The 21,677-nt window shown below is 43.4% G+C and carries 18 protein-coding genes; 5 read left to right on the forward strand and 13 right to left on the reverse strand.

Annotated features, from left to right (window positions below; genetic code table 11):
* Nucleotides 1-14: 14 nt before the first annotated feature.
* The 12 genes from NSQ17_RS17070 to NSQ17_RS17125 all read right to left on the reverse strand — a co-directional run bounded on the left by NSQ17_RS17070 (nucleotide 15) and on the right by NSQ17_RS17125 (nucleotide 14,267).
* Nucleotides 15-2,645: an N-acetylglucosaminidase gene (locus NSQ17_RS17070; RefSeq protein WP_342467622.1), complete on the reverse strand. Its 2,631-nt coding sequence runs from the start codon at nucleotides 2,643-2,645 to the stop codon at nucleotides 15-17.
* Nucleotides 2,646-2,769: 124 nt separating this feature from the next.
* Nucleotides 2,770-3,720 (reverse strand): mannose-6-phosphate isomerase, class I, encoded by a 951-nt coding sequence (gene manA / locus NSQ17_RS17075; protein WP_342467623.1) that lies wholly within the window; start codon nucleotides 3,718-3,720, stop codon nucleotides 2,770-2,772.
* Between the two features lie 147 nt (nucleotides 3,721-3,867).
* Nucleotides 3,868-4,689, reverse strand: a complete 822-nt coding sequence (locus tag NSQ17_RS17080) for a carbohydrate ABC transporter permease (protein ID WP_039165373.1) — start codon at nucleotides 4,687-4,689, stop codon at nucleotides 3,868-3,870.
* Nucleotides 4,686-5,657 carry a sugar ABC transporter permease gene (locus NSQ17_RS17085; RefSeq protein ID WP_024719268.1) on the reverse strand — a complete coding sequence of 324 codons (972 nt, stop codon included), beginning with the start codon at nucleotides 5,655-5,657 and terminating at the stop codon, nucleotides 4,686-4,688. The genes NSQ17_RS17080 and NSQ17_RS17085 overlap by 4 nt, the downstream gene beginning before the upstream one ends.
* Nucleotides 5,658-5,714: 57 nt before the next feature.
* Entirely contained in the window at nucleotides 5,715-6,983 is a 1,269-nt protein-coding gene (locus NSQ17_RS17090) for an ABC transporter substrate-binding protein (protein ID WP_342467624.1), read from the reverse strand.
* A 99-nt stretch (nucleotides 6,984-7,082) separates the two neighbouring features.
* Nucleotides 7,083-8,504, reverse strand: a complete 1,422-nt coding sequence (locus tag NSQ17_RS17095; protein ID WP_342467625.1) for a response regulator — start codon at nucleotides 8,502-8,504, stop codon at nucleotides 7,083-7,085.
* On the reverse strand, nucleotides 8,498-9,940 hold the full coding sequence (locus tag NSQ17_RS17100) for a sensor histidine kinase (RefSeq protein WP_342467626.1): 1,443 nt from the start codon (nucleotides 9,938-9,940) through the stop codon (nucleotides 8,498-8,500). Before NSQ17_RS17100 ends, NSQ17_RS17095 begins: the two co-directional genes overlap by 7 nt.
* A complete protein-coding gene (locus NSQ17_RS17105) occupies nucleotides 9,937-10,938 on the reverse strand; it encodes a sugar-binding protein (protein ID WP_116306333.1) in 1,002 nt (333 codons plus the stop codon). Before NSQ17_RS17105 ends, NSQ17_RS17100 begins: the two co-directional genes overlap by 4 nt.
* A 70-nt stretch (nucleotides 10,939-11,008) precedes the next feature.
* Complete coding sequence (locus NSQ17_RS17110; RefSeq protein ID WP_342467627.1) at nucleotides 11,009-11,464, reverse strand: GNAT family N-acetyltransferase; 456 nt, start codon at nucleotides 11,462-11,464, stop codon at nucleotides 11,009-11,011.
* 109 nt (nucleotides 11,465-11,573) lie between these two features.
* Nucleotides 11,574-12,182 (reverse strand): bifunctional 4-hydroxy-2-oxoglutarate aldolase/2-dehydro-3-deoxy-phosphogluconate aldolase, encoded by a 609-nt coding sequence (locus tag NSQ17_RS17115; RefSeq protein ID WP_096881944.1) that lies wholly within the window; start codon nucleotides 12,180-12,182, stop codon nucleotides 11,574-11,576.
* Entirely contained in the window at nucleotides 12,154-13,170 is a 1,017-nt protein-coding gene (locus NSQ17_RS17120) for a sugar kinase (RefSeq protein ID WP_142152874.1), read from the reverse strand. Before NSQ17_RS17120 ends, NSQ17_RS17115 begins: the two co-directional genes overlap by 29 nt.
* A gap of 86 nt (nucleotides 13,171-13,256) precedes the next feature.
* Entirely contained in the window at nucleotides 13,257-14,267 is a 1,011-nt protein-coding gene (locus NSQ17_RS17125; RefSeq protein WP_138279080.1) for a LacI family DNA-binding transcriptional regulator, read from the reverse strand.
* A gap of 258 nt (nucleotides 14,268-14,525) precedes the next feature.
* Between NSQ17_RS17125 and kduI the strand changes: the two genes are divergently transcribed.
* The 5 genes from kduI to NSQ17_RS17150 all read left to right on the forward strand — a co-directional run bounded on the left by kduI (nucleotide 14,526) and on the right by NSQ17_RS17150 (nucleotide 19,948).
* Nucleotides 14,526-15,353: a 5-dehydro-4-deoxy-D-glucuronate isomerase gene (gene kduI / locus NSQ17_RS17130; protein ID WP_017368169.1), complete on the forward strand. Its 828-nt coding sequence runs from the start codon at nucleotides 14,526-14,528 to the stop codon at nucleotides 15,351-15,353.
* A 4-nt stretch (nucleotides 15,354-15,357) separates the two neighbouring features.
* Nucleotides 15,358-16,131 (forward strand): 2-dehydro-3-deoxy-D-gluconate 5-dehydrogenase KduD, encoded by a 774-nt coding sequence (kduD, locus tag NSQ17_RS17135; RefSeq protein ID WP_039165356.1) that lies wholly within the window; start codon nucleotides 15,358-15,360, stop codon nucleotides 16,129-16,131.
* A 104-nt stretch (nucleotides 16,132-16,235) separates the two neighbouring features.
* The gene (locus NSQ17_RS17140; RefSeq protein WP_024719277.1) at nucleotides 16,236-17,702 is read left to right on the forward strand and encodes a spore germination protein; all 1,467 of its coding nucleotides are present in this window, start codon (nucleotides 16,236-16,238) and stop codon (nucleotides 17,700-17,702) included.
* A 3-nt stretch (nucleotides 17,703-17,705) separates the two neighbouring features.
* The gene (locus NSQ17_RS17145) at nucleotides 17,706-18,806 is read left to right on the forward strand and encodes a GerAB/ArcD/ProY family transporter (RefSeq protein WP_056704251.1); all 1,101 of its coding nucleotides are present in this window, start codon (nucleotides 17,706-17,708) and stop codon (nucleotides 18,804-18,806) included.
* Nucleotides 18,803-19,948 carry a Ger(x)C family spore germination protein gene (locus tag NSQ17_RS17150; RefSeq protein ID WP_160757764.1) on the forward strand — a complete coding sequence of 382 codons (1,146 nt, stop codon included), beginning with the start codon at nucleotides 18,803-18,805 and terminating at the stop codon, nucleotides 19,946-19,948. The genes NSQ17_RS17145 and NSQ17_RS17150 overlap by 4 nt, the downstream gene beginning before the upstream one ends.
* Nucleotides 19,949-20,152: 204 nt before the next feature.
* Here the strand turns inward: NSQ17_RS17150 and NSQ17_RS17155 are convergent, their stop codons facing one another.
* Nucleotides 20,153-21,550: a bifunctional glycosyltransferase family 2 protein/class I SAM-dependent methyltransferase gene (locus tag NSQ17_RS17155; protein WP_160757765.1), complete on the reverse strand. Its 1,398-nt coding sequence runs from the start codon at nucleotides 21,548-21,550 to the stop codon at nucleotides 20,153-20,155.
* Nucleotides 21,551-21,677: the final 127 nt, after the last annotated feature.

A 21,677-nucleotide genomic window follows, 5' to 3' on the forward strand; every position in this document is an offset into this window, starting at 1 on the left:
GCACGGACGTTTTTTTATTTGTTATACACGGGGATATCATAATACAGCGTATAGTTATCAAGTAAGTTATACAAACTATACATACGAGTGACCTGTTTAGAAGCCCAGCCAATATCTGTTGCATATTGGTGAGTGGCTGTCGCAGACCAACGCATTTTGTAAATGGTATCTTGTTTGTATGTGGCATTATTGATGTAGCTGTTGCCAATGAATTTTGCCCCGCCAATAATGGCTGCCTCTGGTGTGAACCATTGCTGTTCATACGCATACTTTGCACCGAGGTAATTCGGGTTACTGTCATATGCACCAATGCCATACATGTTGTACACGATTCTATCATTAAACTTCGTACCGTTCGCTAAAATGGAACTGCCATTGCCTGTTTCAAGCAATGCATGTGAAATCAGATAGATTTCGTTAATATGATACGTTTTCGCTGCTGTGATAAAGGCTTGTCCTTTTCCGGCAAGAATGCCTTTCCCTGCTAAAATCTTCGTATTCACTTCAGTCGGGTTGAGATTTGCAGCTTCAGAGAGTTTGAGAAATTGAAAATAAGATTGAGTGCCCTCCGCGATATTCGCTGGGTCTACATATTTTAATACTTCTGCTGAACTCGCATTTCTCCAGCCGAGGCTGATCTTGATCCAGTTGCCTTCTTTTCCAAGCTGCTTCACTTTTGTCCCTTTGTTCAGCTGTGCGACGATGTTGCTAGCCGAACTTGAATCAGGTGTAGAACGTACATTTAGCCCGTCTGTATTCACTGTGGACGTCGCTGGGTCTACATATGTCGCATAGACGTAGGCTGCACCATCTGTCTGCGGCGACACCTTCATTTGTTTGTTTACCATCTCATTGACTGTGAGGTTATAATTCGTCTGCATCACCATTGGACCATTTTTGATTTTTGTCGCTGTGGCTGTCCAGCCGTATTGGCTTTTCACAAAAGCAATGGCCGCATTCGCATTTGGTAACCCTGTAAACTGCTGTGTGATGTTGATTTTATATGCCGGTTTTGTCGTTGTTGTATAAGCAGCTGGTTCATTTCTTTTTTTGAAGAATGTCATGCCTTGATCTCTTAAGGAAGCAGTCGAAATAACCCCTGTTTTGATCTGATATTGACCATAATCAGTTGCTCCCGTTTTTTGAGCGGCTGCTTTCATTTTTTGTTTGGTTAAATAGCTTAAGGCTTGATTCAGCTTTGTCTGATTCACAGTTGCCTCTGTCGTAATACGGTATTGCTTAACAGCTTCTGTTAATGTTTTTGTACTGCTGGCAACTCCATTTTTTTTCATGATCTCTTGTGCCTGCTTCACTTTGCTTTGATCATATACAGGAGCGGTCATTAGGCTGTATGCTTTACTGACGGCTTGTCCCTTGCCTGTTGTGATGCTGCTTGTCACCTTTTGTGCTTTTAAGTATGCAGCACCTTTATTTACTTTTGTCTGATCCGTTGCTTGATTCACGACAAGTCGATACGTGCTATCAGATGCTTTGCCTGTTTTTTTCGTTGTGGCGGATACTTTTTTCTTTTGGAAAAATGCCGTTGCTTTTTTCGCTTGATCATCGCCCAAAAGATTCCCAGTCACTACTTGATATGGCTGTGTAGAGGAGATCTTTTTAGACGTATAGCGCCATTTCTTTTTCTTGAAAAAAGCAACTGTTTTTGCGTAAGTTGTGTCATTTAATTGATTGAGCTTTACGATATAATTTTTCGTTTTCCCTACTCGCTGCACAGTACCTGACGCACCAGCTTGTTTTTTGATCTGAGCCGCAGCTGAGGCTGCTTGCTTACTGTCTTTGAAATAGCCTGATTCCATGCTATATACATTTTTAACAGCTCCAGCCTTCTGAATCTTTCCGCTGATTTTCGCTTCTTTTTGCAGCTGGGTCAGAAGGGTTTGCGCTTTAGACTGATTCGTTTGTGCAGCAGATGTGACGATGTAATACGGTTTGCCTGCTGCTACCGTTTGGAGTACTGCTTTTAAACCAGATTCCTTTTGAAAACCTTGCAGGATGGTATTTGCCTTACTCTGTCCGACAATATTGCCTGAGATCAGCTGATACACGGTGCCAGCTTTGTTTTCGGTTTGATATGTACTAGTGACTCCGGCCTGTTTTTGTAGTTCGGTTTGAATATTTTTGACTTTCGTTTCAGAATCAATGGCACCTGATATGACCTGATATGATGGTCTACTTTGATTGATAGCTTCATACGTGCTATTGAGTCCTGATGTTTTCGTCAGCTCGAGCGTCAGTTTTTTCGCCTGACTTTCATCGTTGATTGGATCAGATACGATTTTCTGTAAAGGAAGGCGGTCACCTACTGGAGACACCGTACCGCTCATGCCTAACTCTTTTTTTAATGCAGCGGCACTTGCACTCGCTGCTGCTTGTGAGTCATATCCTGAGGCAGTTAGCTGATAAGTCGATGTATTTCCTGAGGTTTGATACGTGGCTGTCCACTTCTTATCCTTTTTCAACGTGTCAACCGCTTTTTTGACTTCTGCTTCTGTTGTAAATACTTTTGAGGTGCTAATCGTATAAATGGATTGATCGACATAGGAGGCTGCTTGCACTTCTTTGCCCGTGTGTAATGTCATACCAAAGGCAGCTGCGAGTAACATAATCTTGATGGTTTTTTTCACGGTCCCTGTCCCTCTCTTAACTTTGCATAATAGTCTACTAATCTCTTTATCGACAAAAACAAGTCTCTTTCAAGTCCTTTATGCAATAGAAAAATAGAGGACTCCCTCGAAGTCCTCTTTATCTTTATATATGTGACACAATCAGTTCACAAGATCCTTCAATGGTGAAGTTCCCTGTTTCAGCAGGCAGGATAAAATGGGCTCCTTTTGGCAGCGGATATGTATGTCCATTATGCTCTAAGGACCCTTCCCCATTAATAACGCTGCACAGCAAAAACGGATAATCTTGCGATAGCTCTACTTTTTGATCAATTTCCCATTTATACACAGAAAAATATTCTGCTTCTACAAATGTTCTAATGGTCACCCCTGGACGAGTTTCTACTGATTCATCTGCATAACCGTCTACATGAGGAACCGTTGTGACATCAATGGCCTGCGTGAAGTGAAGTTCACGTTCATGGCCATTTTGGTCTTTTCGTTCATAATCATACACCCGATAGGTCGTATCTGAACTTTGCTGCGTTTCAAGAACCAGTGTGCCTTCACATAGCGCATGAATGGTACCGCTTGGCACATAATAAAAATCGCCCGGCTTAATTTTCACTCGCCGCAAAAGGCCTTCCCAATCTCCGCTGTTCATCATGGTCACAAGCTCAGTTCTCGTCCGTGCATTATGACCATAGATCATTTCTGCGCCTTCTTTGCAGTCAATGATATACCAGCACTCTGTTTTCCCAAGCTCACCATTTTCATGTCTTTCCGCATAATCATCATCTGGATGAACTTGAACGGATAAGTCTTGGTTTGCATCTAAAATTTTGGTTAAGAGCGGGAAGCGATCGCCTTCTATTCCCCCAAACAATTCTCTGTGATTGTTCCATAGTTCGATCAGCGTTTTCCCTTTATATGGACCGTCTTGCACGACACTTGATCCGTTTGGATGAGCAGAAATTGCCCAGCATTCTCCCGTTTGATCAGAAGGAATATCATAGCCAAATTGATCCCTTAAGGCTGTACCTCCCCATATTCTCTCCTTCAATTCAGGCAGTAAAAAAATTGGTGACTGCTTCATTCAGGATGACTCCTCCCTTTGCTACCCTTTGATAATCCTTGCCTAGCATGATGAAAACTAGCAAGTCTCAACTTTTATTATGACGCTATCTAAAGAGAAGTCAATCCTTTCAGTACACCGAATGAAAACGATAACAAGAAAATCAATTTACCCTTTGACAGAGCCTGCAAGAAGCCCTTTCACAAAGTATTTTCCAAGTAGAATATAGACCAAAAGTGTCGGCAGCGCAGCCAAGATGGCACCTGCCATTTGAACATTCCATTGCACAATTTGACTGCCTGATAAATTTTGCAGTGCAACCATGACCGGCTGATTCTCTGCTGTGGTCATAGTGACCGCAAATAGAAACTCATTCCACACATTTGTGAACTGCCAAATGGCAACCACGACAAACCCTGTGATGGAAAGCGGCAAAATCATATGTCTGAAGATCCCGATAAACCCAGCTCCATCCATCTTCGCTGATTCAATCATTTCATCAGGAATGCTCACATAAAAATTGCGGAACATGAGTGTTGTGATTGGCAGGCCATATACGACATGGACAAGCACAAGTCCCGGAATGGAGTTATACAAGCCGATTTCACGTAAAAATTGAATAAGTGGAATGAGGATACTTTGGTATGGAATAAACATACCGAACAACATGAAGGTAAACACCACTTCTGATCCTTTAAAGCGCCATTTAGACAGCACATAGCCATTCATTGCACCTAATACAGCTGACAATAAGGTAGCAGGAATGACTAGATAAAGAGAATTCATTAAATTGGGTGATAACTTTTCAAAAGCGATTTTGTAGCTTGAGAAATCAAGTGTAGATGGAAGCGACCACATTCGCTCAAGGGTAACTTCACCTAATGGCTTTAAGCTTGTGACGATCATGACATAAACAGGCATGAGAAAAAACAAACTGCACAGTATTAATAAAGCATAAAGAACTGGGCGGACAAATCCTCTTGCGGTCATGATGAAGCCCCCTTCCGGCTAGACAGGAGATACGGCACGATAAAGACCGCAACAGAAATCAACATGACGATCGCAATGGCGGCACCACCTGCATAATGGTTTCCTCTAAAGGTCATTTCAAACATATAAACACCTGGCACATCGGTGACAAAGTTTGCACCTGGTCCTGTCATCGAGTAAATCAAATCGAAGATCTTTAAAGAAATATGTGCCATGATAATGACGACGCTCGCTGTGATTGGTTTTAACAGCGGGAAAATGATTTTCCAGTAGATTTGCCACTCGGTTGCGCCATCCATTCTAGCAGCCTCTCTCACTTCCTCTGGAATGCCTCTAAGACCAGCCAAATACATCGCAAGTGAGAACCCTGTCATCTGCCACACAGCAGCGATGACAACTGCAATCATTGCTGCCGGTACACCAAACTCAATTTTTCCCCAGACAAATCCAGCTAAAATGTTCGTATCCGTGTACCACTTGGGCTGGATGCCGAGTGTTTTTAAAAACAGATTCACCCCAGTAGATGGATTTAGGATCCATTGCCACACAACACCTGTGACCACAAAGGAAAGGGCCATCGGAAAGAAAAAGAGATTCCGAAAAAGTGATTCCCCCTTGATCTTCTGGTCTAGTAAAATGGCCAGTACAAGCCCAGAAGCAATGACTGCTCCAATAAAGAATAATGTAAAAAAGACCGTGTTTCGAAGATCTGACTGAAAGCGAAAATCTTGAAACAGCATGACATAATTTTTCATACCTGCGAAAGAAAAATCAGGAACAAGCGAGGTCCAGTTCGATAATGAAACATATCCTGTCCAGCCAATAAAGCCGTAAACAAAAATGAATAATAAAACAGCTGACGGTGCTAAAAATAGCAGGGCAAGCAGCTGGTCTCCATTCCATTTTTTCCGAACACGTTTCACTTTTGCTGCTGGTGTTTTTGTGATCGGCGATGTGTCCATGCGCATGAAGCTACACTCCTTTTTTAAAAAAGAGGCGGTGCCTAACGGCCGCCTCTTTCATCTTTATTTCATTGAATCTTTTAAAGAAGAAACGAACTGACTGCTGTCTTTTTGTGTCACGAAAATATTGATGGCTTGGTTCGCCTTCGTGACAAAACCTTCTTCAGCAGCTGAGCCATGCGCAAGAGACGGTGCCAGCTTTGACTCTTTAAACGCCTTCATTGCCGATTTTCCATATTCATCATATTTTGATACGTCTGCATCCACACGTGCCGGTATTGACCCTTTCAACGGATTAAACGCATCCTGTCCTTCCACAGATCCTAAGACAGATAAGAATTTTTTCACGTTTTCTGGCTGTTTGACACCCTTTGGCAGTCCGAATGTATCCGTGATGACCATAAAGCTGCCCTCCGTACCAGGAGTAGCCACGTATCCAAAGTCTTTATTCACCTTCAAATCTAGATCATTTACAAAGTATCCTTTTGCCCAATCGCCCATGACATTCATTGCAGCTTCCCCTTTTGCCACGAGCTGTGAGGCATCCTGCCAGTTACGCGAGCTATGATCGTCGTTGACGTATTCGAGCATACGTCCAAAGATGTCTGCCGCTTCCTTCACTTTTGCATCATCCATTTTTAAGTCGCCCGCCCAAAGTTTTTGATAGTCATCTGCACCTAGTACACCTAGAAGAACGCTTTCAAACAAATGAGTCGCTGCCCAAGGTTCTTTATCCCCAAGCGCAAGAGGAGTAATCCCTTTTTTCTTTAAGGCATCGGCTGTTTTGAAAAATTCATCAAACGTCGTTGGCGGTTCTAAGCCCTGATCTTCAAATACTTTTTTGTTATACCAAAGCACATTGCCTCTGTGAATATTCACTGGAACGGAATAGATTTTCCCGTCTTTGCTCACAAGGTCAATCAGTGATTCTGGAAATTTATCCTTCCAGCCTTCTTTCTCATAAAGGTCATCCAGCGGCTCCATTTTACCTGCGGCTACCCAGCTCTCATTCAGCTCTGCTCCCCCGTGTACTTGGAAAGTAGCTGGCGGATCATCTCCTTGCATCCGGCTTGTTAGAACAGCCTTTGCATTCGTACCAGCGCCACCAGCGACAGCTGCATTTTCAATTGGAATGTCTTTATTTTTCTCTTCAAACAATTGAATGAGTGCCTTCAGTCCGTCTTCCTCACCTGCACCAGTCCACCAAGAGAAAATTTCTAGTTTCTCCGCTCCGCCCTCTTTTTTTGCATCTGAGTTCGTCGATGAACTGCAAGCAGAGACGACCAGCATACAGAGTGCCAATAAAGTAAAGCCTAATTTAAACTTCATCATGGATCCCCCATCCCTATTTTGTAAGCGTTATCAAAATAAGTATACTGGCAGATCCTTGCCTTTTTTCAGGCAAACTTCTTCACTTTTTTATGAAATTCTTCATTTTTTTACGACCTGTTTTCGATATTCCTTCGGTGAACAGCCAACCATTTTTTTAAACACACGACTGACGTAATTCGGATCAGTATATCCTGCTTGATAGGTGATTTCTTTTAAACTAAGCGAACTCTCTTTCAGTAGCTTCTTCATTTTATCCATCCTACAGGTCGTCACATATTCTTTAAACGTCAGACCTGTCTCATCCTTAAAGCGTTTGGTGAAATACGTCGGGCTTAAATCAACATAGGCGGCCGTTTGCTCCAGCGTGATATGTTCGCAAAAATGTGTTTGAATGTATCGTTTCGCCCGTTCTATATCATTCACCGTCTGGGTTCTTGCTTCATACAGATCAAATAAATGTTCACAGCATTGGCGGCATTCTGTTTCTGTAGTGATAGCTAGAATCGGCACATCTGCACGAAGTCGTGATTTGAGTAAAATGAGCAGCTCTTTCACATGAGAAATGGTTGCCCCTTCTAATTGGAAGGCATCATAGTAAGCAAGAGCATCATCTCTTCTCCCTTCTTCTAGTGCCAGCATCATGTCATCGGCAAGCTCAGGCAAGTTGATCAATACGTAAGGTTGTCTATCTGTATAGTAAAAGCCATAACGAACCGCACCGTCATCTTTTTTTCGCTGATAATAGGAAAGCTTCGCTTCTGCCGCACTTTTCTGAAGTTGAAGTGGATTTGAGACAGGATGACCCATGCCAACAATGACAGGTGAATGCTGCTCGCTTGTCATGGCAGCGCGAATGGCTTGCAGTACATTCGCCTTTAGATGACCAGGTGATTGACAGCTGTAAATCAAGCATGTAAACAGCTCACCGCTCACTTTGATAGGCACTGCTTGAAAAAGAGCAGACTCCTGCAAATGATTCAGGAGTTGATCCCCGCCTGTCCGCTGAACAGCGATCACTAGACCTGCTTGAAAATCCTGAAACAGCCGCTCAAACGCTGTGGAGGAATAAGATTGACCGTTCAACACATGAGCTTCCAGCCATTTTGACTGCTGATTGACTTTCTCCGCCTGCCGCAGGGAGACCTCCTGCTGAATTTCTGCCGCAACAGAACGAATCGCTGTAATGGTTTCGTCTTTATCAGCTGGTTTGACAAGGTATTGTTTGACCCCTTCCTGCATGGCTTGCTTGGCATAATCAAATGTATCGTAGGCTGTCAGCATAATAAATTTAGTATGAGGACAGCTTGCCTTGATCTGTTTGATCGCTGTGAGTCCATCCATGCCTGGCATCTGAATATCCATGAGCACAAGGTCAATTGGCTTAGACCGCGCCAATTCCACCGCCTTTTTTCCATTCGCAGCTTCCCCTGCAATATGACAGTCTGGCAGCCATTCGGTCATGAATTTACGCATCGCCATTCGTTCAATTTTTTCATCATCCACAATCAGCACGTTCAGCATGCTCGTTCCTCCTTGATTGGTATTGTCAATTGAATGGTGGTCCCTTCGTTTGGCTTTGAATCAATTTGAAGGGCATCCTGCACTCCGTAAAACAAACGCAGCCTCGACATCACATTTCGAAGACCAATTCCTGTCGAGTGACCTTTACTACGTGTGTCTGGATGATCTTCTTCCTCTTGCGATAGCAATCTCTTTTTCTCTTGATCACTGATGCCAAGTCCATTATCCCGAATCCGAATCATGACAAAGCCATCATCTCGATCAATAGAGAGCTCTACAAGCCCCCCCTCCTCTTTTGGTTCTACCCCATGAATAAAGGCATTTTCGACAAGCGGCTGCAATGTGAGGCTCGGAATGTGAACAGATAGACACGACTCATCTATGGTCGTTTTGCATGTAATACGATCGGAAAATCTTGTTTCTTGTATATGAAAATATTCTTTTACCACTTTCACTTCTTGTTCTAACGTAACAGATGCGCTGAGAGGAGATAGCGAATACCGCATCAGCGTAGAAACGGATTGTATCAATCTCGATGTCGCATCAGCTGATTCTAAGTACGCCATACGTGAAACGATGTTTAATGTATTAAATAAAAAATGTGGATTCATTTGGTTTTGTAGTGTTTTCAGCTTCATGTCTTTAATTTTCTGATCTAAAGCGGCCTTTTGTTTCATCTCTTCAATCATGACCTTCATCTCTCGCCGCATTCGCTCAAAGGCATGATTTAACACAGAGATTTCGTCCTTTGATGACACATGCAAATTCGGACCATCAAAATTTCCTTCTGATACTTCTTTGGCACTTCGAGACAGATGAACGATCGGTCTTGAAATTCCGCCCGCAATGATATAGGCCATCCATAAAGCGATGCCTATCGATAATGTAAACAGACATAGAGTAAAAAGCGCATACGTTTGATGTCTTTTTTGAAGGGATTGGTAGAGTACTTGATACTCAGATAATTCATCATCCAAAAGAGTCATTGTCTGCTCTTGGATATAAGAGGACACGGTTCTTACTTCTTTCACACTTGCAGCATATTCTTTGATTTTCCCTTTTTTGACATGATTCATTGTCGCATCACTTTCGTTTATGAGCGTCCGCATCATATATCGATATTTTTCAATGGAGGGGATGGCGGCATGAAGCCCTGCATCTTTGAGTAATGTTTGATCATATGATGTCATTTTCTGTTTTGATTCAGCATACCCCTTGGCAAACGCCTGATCCTTTTCGATGGCAAAGGCGTTGACCTTTTCATACATCGTTTTTGCCTCTGTCGAAATATCATTCAGCAGGAGAAAGGAACGAAAGCTCTTGCTATATTCTGATGTGATTTTTGAACTGCTCCAATACACAAAAAAAGCGGCCACATTACCAAGGAGCACAAGAATTAAAAATGCCAATAATAATTTACTTCGTATTTTTCTCATGGCTGAACCCCCTGTGGTCTTTCCGTTTGATGAAGGGGCAGGTCTCCTCGCCGAATCACACTCGTCCCTGTGTACTGCAGCGGTTCTTGTTTATCCCCTTGCTGCAAACGAACAAGAGATTCAACCGCTTGATAGCCCATTTCATAAGGGTGCTGTACAACCACTGCATCAATTTTCCCATCATCCAGCGCTTGAATCGTATCAGGCAGAGTATCAAATGCGAGCACATAAACATCTTTAGACGAATGATATTGCTCTGTTGCTTGAATAATGCCGACTCCGTCTAATGCACTTGTTCCATAAAATGCGGTGAGCTGCGTATGATCATTTAACAATTTATACGCAGCACCGGAAGCACCTGATTTCGTAATCGCCGACTCTTCTATTCCAGCAATATGAATGCGTTTCTCACCAGAAACGGCATCTCGAAACCCCTTCACGCGAAGCTTCTGGTGAATCGCATCAAGCCGTCCCGTCACAATGCCCACATACTGTTCGCCTTTTGTATCGGCGATGAGTGCCTGTCCGGCGATAAAGCCAGAATAATAGTTATCTGTTCCGACATACACTTGACGCTTGCTCCCCTCTGCATCGGTATCGACTGTGACGACATCTATACCTTTCTCTCTTGCTTTTTGAAAGAGCGGTTTGTATCTCTTTGCATCAAGCCCTTGCGTCATAATGCCATCCACATGACCAGCAATTGCCATATCAATGGTTTTCAGGTGATCATCCAAATCAGCCTGCTTTGGACCTAGGTATTCAAGATACACCCGATGAACTTCCGCCGCATCAGCAGCTCCCTTTTGCACCAATTGCCAATATTCATTATCAAGTTCCTCCGGTACAAGAACAAAGTGATATTGATAAGTTGATACCGCCTCATCGGAAGCGCTTTCAATTTTAACTAAATCTTGACCTAATATAGATAAAAAAAGAACAGACACGACACAAAATGTGAGAAATGCGCCCATTCCGAACAACTTCGACCATTTCATTCACATTCTCCTCCTTCCATTGTTGCCGCATAAAAAAAGAGCTGCTTATAAAAGCATACTCTCTCGACCTCTATAATTCCTTTGTCATAAATAAACTGTTCGGATCTTCTTGGTATGAACCAAAAGGCGGACAATATTGAAATCCAAAGCTTTCATATAATTTTCTTGCCGGTTCAAAGAAAGCAATCGCACCTGTTTCAAGGCTCACTCTTTTATACCCCCGCCGCTTCGCCTCTTGGAGAAGGTGGGTCAACAGATGCTTCGCCACGCCTTTTCGCATATGGGCTGCTGCCGTTCTCATCGATTTGAGTTCACCATGTTCACTTGATAGCTCCTTGATGGCTCCGCAGCCAAGAAGCACCTCTCCATCCCTTGCACTCCATACTGTGACATCATGTTTTTTCAGATGGTCTAACGGAAGGGCATGAATGCTTTCTGGCGGTGAATGTGTTTTCATCTCTTCTAAATGAGCTTTAATCAATTGTTCAATTTGACCATCTTTTAGTTCATCTTGTTGAATGTACATATCGACCTCTCCTTTATGCTCATTTTATGTGAAAAGAAGCGCCTTCCCATCTTTTATGTCAGATAAACGAACAAACAACCGGCAGTCATCAGCCGGTTGTTTATGTGAACTACATGATGGTGGAAGAAAGTACAGCCTGTAATTCTTCTGCTGTACTGCTTTCAAGCTGGCTGCCGACACCTACTGCCACGGCTCCTGCTTCAAGCCACTTTGGCACATCTACTGGATGAATGCCTCCTGTTGGGATGAACTCAATCTCTGGAAACGGACCTTGCAAATTTTTCATATAGGACAAACCGAAGGAGCCGCTCGGAAAAAGCTTTAACACGCTGTATCCATTTGCTTTTGCCTGCATAATTTCACTCGGGGTCAAAACACCTGGCACGTAGAGTGTATCGTGAAAAGATAGGTGCTCTCCGATAGTAGGAAGATATCCAGGGCTAACGATGAATTGAGAGCCGGCTTCAATGGCTGATTGTGCCTGCTCAAGCGTTGTAATCGTTCCGGCTCCGACAATCAAGTCGTGGTCATGCTGGTAAGATGCAATGATTCGCTCTGCATTGGGCGTGGTATATGTCACTTCGATGGCCCGCACCCCTTTTTTCTTTAAACGACCAATCATCTCTATCCCGTCTGCTTCACTACCTGCTCTGACCACCGCAATGAGTTTACAAGCTGCGAGCTTCTCTTTAACGCTCATACTTGCTGACTTTCCCATACCTCTCATCTCCCTTCATATCGTGTCGCCTTTGATATCGTTTGGCTTCTTTTATAAATGCCTGAAGCTCTTCCCGAGTCGGCAGGCCCTCGTGATCTCCTGGGGACATGACTGCAAGTGCTCCAATGGCATTGCCTCTTGCAACCGATTTTTCATATGATAATCCGTCCAGCAGACCGCTCATCACTCCCACTGCAAATCCATCACCAGCTCCGACTGTATCCACGACATGAGACACATGGAAACCATCCACTACACCTTGGCCGGATGCACTTTTGAAATAGGCTCCTTCCGCTCCCAGTTTAATGACCACAAGCTTGACGCCTTTTTGTAAATAAACATCCGCAATCGCTTCCGGCTCATGACATCCAGTGAGTCTTTGACCTTCTGCAAGCCCTGGGAAAAACCAATCTACTTGAGCAGCCATCTGGTTCACCGTATGAATCATGTCTTCTTCCTCTTCCCATAGTTGAAGTCTAAGGTTCGGGTCAAAGGAAATGGTTTTTCCTGCTTCTTTCATTTCTTTAAGGGCATGAAAAGAAAACGCTCTCATTTCACTAGACACAGCAGGCGGGATTCCGGTCATATGAAGATGTCCTGCCTGCTGAAAATAAGTGGACGGGAAATCGCTTGGGTTCAATGTGCTCGCAGCAGAGCCTTTTCGGTAGTATGTCACATCAGGGTCTCCATCGATGACTTTTGATTTAAGCAATATTCCTGTTTTGGCTCCATCATTTGAACGGAGTACTGCCTTCGTATCGACCCCTTCTTTTTGAAGCTCTTCTAAAATAAATGTACCAAGTGAGTCCGCCCCGACCTTACTCATCCAGCCTACGCTAAAGCCTAATCTTGCCAAGCCGACCGCAACATTACTCTCTGCACCAGCAAGTGCTTTTTGAAACGTATGCACTTGGTGAAGCTCGCCAATTTCTTTTGCATAAAACATCGCCATTGATTCCCCAAATGTGATCACATCCAATGCTTTCACTCATTTCTCCCCTTTCTTGGTACCGGTTTCAAAACAGTTGAAAAAGAGAGAGCATGCACGTATGTATACTCTTCTCTGCCTAACGTTTATAAAGATTTTCTCACAATGATTTCTCCATCAAGTTGAATGGTCTGGGGTGCACTCTTATCCCCTTCAAGACGCGTCTTGATTTTTTGCATCGCCGCTTTCCCCATCTCATGAGATGGCTGCGCCACCGTAGTGATGCCTGGCCCGATCAGCTTATACCATTCTGTATCATCAAATCCGGCAATGCCTATCTCCTCAGGAATCTTTACCCCAAGATCGACAAGTTCACTGATGAGCTTCAGCATGAGTAATCCATTGCCTGCTAAAATCGCTTTTTTCTGATGGCTTGATTGTAAAAAACGACAAATCTCATCTCGCATTTGTTCCTTTTGCTTCAAATTGATTTCTGCAATCATAGGTGTCTTATGTTGACTCATCGTCGTCTGTTCATAGGCTTCTTTTCGTTCTTCACGTGGACTAATCCCATCGACCGGCTCAGTAAAGAAAGCGATATGTTCGTAGCCTTTTTCATACATTTGGTGAAGTAGACGAGCCGTGATGTCACGGTTATTCGTTGTGACGGTATCGACCTTGAGTTCAGGTAACTTACGGTCAACAAGAACAATCGGTACACCGTTTTGCTTAAAGTCTTGCAAAATGTCATTGTTTTGACCGGTCGTATTAATGATCAGCCCTTCAATATAATGCGCATTCAGCTTCAAAAGCATTTCTCGTTCTTTTTCTGGACGATTATCTGTGTTGCACACCATAATGCTGTATCCATATTCATCACAAATCTCTTCCACACCACGAAGTGTCGCAACAGAGAATGGATTCGTAATATCAGCCACAATAAAACCAATGACCTTGCTCTTTCTTACTTTCAATCCTTGGGCAAGCTGACTCGGACGATAATGGAGCTCCTCAATGGCTTTTTTAATCTTTTTTACCTTTTCAGGAGAAATTTCATTTGTTCTGCCATTGATGTATCTGGATACCGTTGATTTTGAGACACCTGCATATGCTGCAACTTCGTTAATGGTGACTTTCGTTTGCTTTTTCTCTTTCATACAAAAAACTCCCAAGATCGATCTTCTCATTTGTTTCGAAACCGATTTCAAATAAACTTAAAAAAAGCATACCACAAGTTGAACTGTATCAGAAGATTTTTTTCATGAACATGAAGAAAAAAAAGCTTTTATACAATTAAAGAAAGCGATTTCAAATTAACGGTTGACGCCGCTCTCTTTTTCCTCTAGAATTTTCCTTGAAACCGATACCAAATAAAACAATCATATGTTTCAGATGGAAAGGGAGGCTTATCTCAAATGGAAAATCGTTATGCTGTACATCCTGAGCAGGTCAAGCGTTTTACAACAGAGGAACTTCGTCGTCATTTTCATATTCCGACACTCTTTGTCAGTGGTGAATTGAAGCTATATTATTCGCATGAGGACCGTGTGGTGATTGGCGGTGTTATGCCGACATCAGAACCGATCAAGCTAGATGCCGGCGACTTTTTACGTACAGAATATTTCCTTGAAAGACGGGAAATTGGCATTGTGAATGTCGGCGGCCAAGGTACGGTTACAGTCGATGGTGAGTCATTTGTGCTGGAGCATAAAGATTTCTTATATATTGGACTTGGACACGAACATGTACAGTTTGCTAGTTCATCAGGTGAGCAGGCCAAATTTTATCTTGTGTCAGCCACAGCTCATAGAGCGTATCCGACACAAAAGGCTGCGATTGCTGAATTAACACCGAATCATTTAGGGGAAGCATCCGCCTCAAACGTACGGAATCTGTATCAGGTCATTCATGCAGACGGCATCCAAAGCTGCCAGCTTATGATGGGCATCACTCAGCTTGAAACCAATAACACATGGAACACGATGCCTGCTCATATACATGACCGGCGGATGGAAGTGTACTTATATCTTGATATAGAGGAAGACGCACGTGTCTTTCATTTTATGGGGGAGCCATCTGAAACGAGACATCTCGTTGTAGCAAATGAAGAAGCCGTCATCTCACCTGCCTGGTCCATTCATTCAGGCTCAGGTACCGCAAATTATTCATTTATTTGGGCAATGGCGGGAGAAAACTATACGTTTAAAGATATGGACTTTGTCCCGATGGACCAGCTGAGGTAATGAAATGACGACGACATCATATGTAGCGTCCCTCTTTTCCCTCGAAGGCAAAACAGCTCTTGTCACAGGTCCTGGAACTGGTATTGGGCAAGGTATTGCCGTAGCGCTTGCCCGTTCAGGTGCAGATATCATCGGCACCTACCACCATACGCCGCTTGATGAAACAAAAGAACTTGTTGAACAGACCGGCAGATCATTTCATGCGATTCAAGTAGACTTTGCAGATCCTAAGTCCGCAAAGCGGGATGTTGATGCCCTTTTAAAGCAGCATTCAATTGATATTTTGATCAATAATGCTGGGACCATTAAAAGAGAAGAGGCCGCTCAATATTCAGAGGAAAACTGGCATACTGTGATGGATGTGAATATCAACAGTCTCTTTTTCCTCACGCAAAAGGTCGGACAGCAGATGCTGAATAAAGGGCAAGGGAAAATTGTCAATATCGCTTCCCTTCTATCATTTCAAGGCGGTGTCTTTGTTCCCGCTTATACAGCAAGTAAGCATGCTGTCGCAGGTTTGACGAAAGCTTTTGCAAATGAATGGGCAAGTCAGCATATTCAGGTCAATGCGATCGCGCCTGGTTATATTGCAACCAATAACACGCAAGCCATTCGTGACGATGCGAACCGGAATGAAGAGATTCTGAAACGAATCCCCGCTGGACGCTGGGGACGGCCTGAAGATCTAGCAGGTGCCGCCGTCTTTCTCAGCTCCCCTGCCTCCGATTATATGAACGGTCATATTTTAGCCGTAGATGGCGGCTGGCTGGCGAGATAAACATGTGAAGGGAATTCCTATTTTAGGGGATTCTCTTTTTTCTATTTGCATAATTCTTCTCCTTCCGAGTCACTCTATAAAAAAAGACATGAGGGTGAGGTATTATGAAAAGTCGTATTGAACAAGATATAGAGTCCGTCATTCAGCGTGTCAAAAGCTTTGCCGGCAAAAGTGATGATATCGTGTTCCACTCTTTTTCATTTGGTCCTTCCGCTGTCTCTGCATGTCTCGTGTACGTTGAAGGACTCACAGAATTTGAGATGCTTTCCAAACAAATTATTTCACCTATGCAAAAGGAACTGACCATCACTGAGGTCGACCACACCACACTTTCTCTCCTTTCTAAAACGTTCTTTGGTATTCAAAATGATGTGCTGGAAGATATGAACCTTGCCATCGAGCAGTTATACAGCGGCAGGGCTATTTTATTTGTGGATAGGGCCACTCAAGCGCTTGCGCTCCATACGAATCTTTTTCAATTTAGAGAAGTAGAGGAGCCGCAATCAGAAGTCCTTGTTAGAGGACCAAGGATTGGGTTTATTGAAAATCTTGAAAAAAACACGGCATTGCTTCGTGAAAGAGCAAACGATCCGAACCTTGTCATTCAAAAGGTAAACATAGGAACTCGCAACAAGAAATCTGCTGCTCTTGTGTATGTTCGTGATATCGCAGACCCCAAACTAGTAGATGATGTCTTCTCTCGTATGAAGCAAATCAAAATGGATGATATTCCTGAGAGCGGCTACATAGAACAGCTGATTGAAGACAGTCATATCTCTATTTTCCCGCAGATTCAAAATACAGAACGTCCTGATCGGGTGATTGCCTCTGTGTTAGAAGGAAAGGTGTCTATTTTGCTCGATGGGACGCCGTTTGCCCTCATTATGCCGATGACTCTCACTGCCTTGATGCAATCACCGGAGGATTATTATCAAAGATGGACAAGTGCGACTCTTTTGCGTTTACTCCGTTATATTGCCGTGCTTTTGACGATCTTTTTACCGGGGCTCTATATCGCCCTTGTTTCCTATCATCCTGGTTTATTACCAACACGAATGGCACTTACCATCGCAGGCAGCCGGCAAAATGTGCCCTTTCCTCCTGTAGTGGAAGCCATTTTGATGTCGTTTACGATTGAACTGCTGCGGGAAGCTGGACTTCGTCTTCCTAGGGCGATCGGGCAGACGATTGGACTGATTGGCGGCGTCATTATTGGACAGGCGGCTGTCCAAGCCAATATCGTCAGTGCCTTAATGGTCATTATTGTGTCTCTGACGGCACTAGCCGATTTCACTGCTCCATCATATGATTTCAGCTTCCCCTTACGCATTCTGCGGTTTATGGCGATCTTCAGTTCAGCCATGTTTGGATTATACGGCCTCATCATGTGTTATTTATTTGTACTTTGTCACTTGATGCAGCTAAAGACCTTTGGTTTTGACTATTTCACACCTGTTTTGTCTTCACCGTTTTCAGATTTAAAAGATACGTACGTTCGTTTACCAATAGGGCTATTTAAATCGAGACCGAAAACAGCCAAGACAAAAAATCTCAAAAGACAAGGAGAGTAAACGATGTACAGAGCTGAGAAGCTATCATTGTTACAAGTCACCATTCTGTGCAGCTCTACAATGATAGGCGCTGGAATTTTAACCATTCCTCGCAGTTCTGCCAATTCAGGATTCCCTGATGGCTGGATCATTGTATTAATACAGGGAGTCATCTTTGCTTTCGTTGCTTTTTTGCTAGGTTGGATTGCGGAGAAGAATGCACCGGATACCATTTTTGAATCGAATACAAAAGGAGCCGGTGCCTTCTTTGGCACGATCTTTAACCTAATGCTGATCGGTTATTTACTAGCCATTGTTGGCTTTGAGGCGCGTGTACTAGGGGAAGTGGTTCAATTTTTCCTGCTGCAATCGACCCCGATGACCGTGATTGTGATGATTTTTTTACTGGTGGCCACCTATCATTTAAAAAGCGGAATTTTTCCGGTAGTGAAAATGGTGACATATATATATCCGATGACCATGATCATTTACATTGGGCTCATGCTGTTTAGTTTGAAAATATTTGATTTTGATTATTTACGCCCGGTAATGGCTCACGGGTTTAAAGATTTTAGTAATTTGTTCTCTCAAACATTTATTCAATTTACAGGCTTTGAAGTCATTTTGTTTGTCGTACCGCTTATCTATAAAGACAAATGGTCAAAAGCGAAATGGGCCGCAGCGATCGGTGTAGGGATCACCACACTTATTTACTCCCTCACGCTCTTTATTGTGATTGGTTCCATGACGGTTGGAGAAACGAAATCACTCACCTGGCCCACTGTCTCACTCATTCAAGCGCTAGAACTAGAAGGGGTCTTCATTGAACGCTTTGATATTTTCTTACTGACGATCTGGACGTGCCAGCAGTTTATTTGTATGCTTGGCTTTTTCCAATTTGCTATTAAAGGCTGTCAAACGGTTTTTAAGACAACCAATTTAACGAGACTGCTATGGTTGCTGTTTTTGCTGACCTCAGCTCTCTCTCTTTTTCCGAGAAATATCAATGAAGTCTTTTACTACTCGACTTTACTCGGCTATGCATTATTCGCTGTTTTAGCGATTCCTTTTATAACAGCTGTTCTGCTCATGATACGTAAAAAATGGGGAGGTCGATCTGCATGAAAGGACGGCGTTTATGGCTCACCTTTCTGTCTTGCTGTCTTTTGCTTTTATCGACAGGCTGCTGGGACTTAAAGGATATTGAGAAATTATCGTTTGTGCGCGGTGTTGGCATTGACGAGGAAGATGATAACGGAGTCAAACTCACCTATCAAAACCTTGTCCCTAAAATGGGCGGAACACAAGAAGCAGATTCCCCTGGCTATGTGAATGTCGTCTCAAAGGGGAAAAATGTACTGGAAGCAGTCAGCAATGTCGCTTTGAAGGACCCGCCGATTTACAGTGATCACCTCAAAATCTTTTTGTTTGGCAAAAATCAAGCCGAGCATCATGATATTCAAGGAACACTCAACCACTTTATACGAGATGATGAGGTTCGAAGAAGCAGCTACCTCTTAGTGTCACGCCATGAGGCATCAAAAGTCATCAATCAAAAATTAAAATCACAACAAAGGGTTCCAGTCGAGCATATTTTTGAAACATCAAAAAACCGGAGCTTTAACGGGAAGATTTTACTGCCAACACGTATTGGCCGAGCGTCGGATTACTTTCAGATGGGTACAAGCTTTCTTGTCCAAAGTGTGGATGTCGTAAACGGAGAACTCACCTATGATGGTGCAGGCATTATCCATGGAAAAACACGAAAGCTGATAGGGTTCATTCCAGCAAAAGATGTCCAATCTTTAAACTGGGTCATGAATCGCATCTCAGGCGGAGTCGTACCCGCCACCTACAAAGGCTTTCCGATTACGTATGAAATCAAGAAAGCAAAGTCCAAGATTGAACCCTATCTGAAGAACGGAAAGATTTCCTTTAAAATTAGTGTACAAACAAACGGGAAACTATCAGAAGATCAATATCCCCCTGAAAACTCATACGATGAGCAATACATCAAACGATTTGAGCGCATTTTTGAACGCAAAATCAAAGAACGCATTCAAAAAGCTGTCCACCACATGCAAAAAGAAGTTGGTGTTGACCCGATCCTTTTAAATCGGCAGGTGCGCATCAAGTATCCAGACTTTTGGGATCAGCACCGTAATGAATGGGATACACTATTTCAAGAAGTAGACATTGCATATGACGTCAAAGTGAGCATTTTGAACTTTGGTGCAGAAGGCGCAACGAAAAGCTTTAAATGGTAGCACAAAAGGCGGTCATCCGCCTTAGATGGTTGACAAAGGGCTAAAATGAACTTTGTTTTAGCCCTTTGTCTTCTTTTCAGCGTGATAGAAAACCTTTGCAGTCTAGGAAGGACGAGTACCGGAGCGGAGCGAATGAAGGATTCGCGAGCACCGGCGCGCAGGACTGACAAAGAATGCGAGGGTTTGCCTACACGCTGAGGCGGATTACCCGGAGGGGGAACCGCCTTTTTTACGTGCAACGATCAAAAGCTGATAGAGCGTCACTTGATCAGATAATGCTTTTGTTTGAAAGCCAAGTGACTCTCCTACTCTCGCCACTTCGTCAAAAAACAATTGAACGTTTTGATCAATTGGCACATTGATCGGCTGTTCAATCACGCGATGAAATAAATGGTCTGGAAAGAGCGCCCGCATTGTGTTTGGTGTGAAAAATCTCATATGTGTTCGATCTAAAATCCCCACATCTTGATACGTAAAATCACCTGCCATTAAAGGCAGCAGTACTTCCGCATGCATCATATTAGGTAAGCAGCAAATGATCACGCCACCTGGTTTTAAAGACGCATGCGCTTGAGCAATCATCTGCCATGGGTCTGACACATGCTCTAACACATCAGAAAAGATCACAGCATCAAAAAAAGCTTCTTTCTCTGACCAAGGATACGCCTCCGCTTTTGTCTCAATCACTTCTTTGTAATACGCCTTTGCCATCTCTGCTTTTAATGCATCCGCCTCTACTCCGTACATGTCAACGGACTGCCGGTTAATCAGTTCAAGTCCTGTCGCCCCAGCACCACAGCCAACATCCAGCACACATCCGGCATCCTCAGGGAGCAGTGCTGCAAAATATGGATGGGGCGTTATCAGATTTAAATCAATGCCCCATTTATCTAAAAAACGAAGCCTGTTCTCCGCAAACAACGTAGAGATGTTCGTTTCTTCATTGGCATTGAAGGTAGCATGACCGTGATGATGCACAAAAGAATCATGGACGATTTGCAGCTGGTACCCCTTCAGTAATGAGCGCAGACAAAGGTCATCATCCTCAAATGATCCATATACAAACCGCTCATCAAATAACCCTACATCCTCGATCAGCTCTCTTTTGACCAGCAAACAAAAACCAACAAGTCTGTGCACATATGTTGTTTGACCTTTTCTCGAAGCCGTATATGCCTTCGCAAAGGCAGGAAGCTCCTTCACATCTGTGTAAGATGGCTGAACGAGCTGAGGACCACTCACATAATTGGAGACAGGGCCTACCATGCCAATACGATCTGATGCAAAAAGGGCTTCTCTTAAAGGCAAAAGCCAGTTTTCGGTCACAATCGTGTCGTTATTTAAAAAAAGAAGACTATCTCCTGTTGCCTTTTTCGCCCCTTGGTTACAGCCCTTGGCAAAACCTTGATTCTTCTCGTTGTCAATCAATACGACATCTTCCAGTTGTCTCACATATTCCTTTGTTCCGTCTGATGAAGCATTATCCACGATAATGAGTTCATATTCATCACGCCGAGTATGCTTCTTGATACTGTCGATACATTTTTTCGTTAGGTGCAGTTCATTGTACGTCAGCATCACAATGCTCGTTTTTCCTTTCATCTCATTTCCACCTTTCGCCCGCCTGTTCCATATGTATGTCATAGGCAGCACGTTCAGAAGATGAGTGATTGTCCTTTCTTGATTAAACGTTTGTTTAACAAAGGAAGACCAGCTGCCTCATGCAGCT

Origin of the sequence: Bacillus sp. FSL W8-0629 (assembly GCF_038593225.1) — a bacterium.
GTDB classification, from domain to species: Bacteria; Bacillota; Bacilli; order Bacillales; family Bacillaceae; genus Bacillus; species Bacillus altitudinis.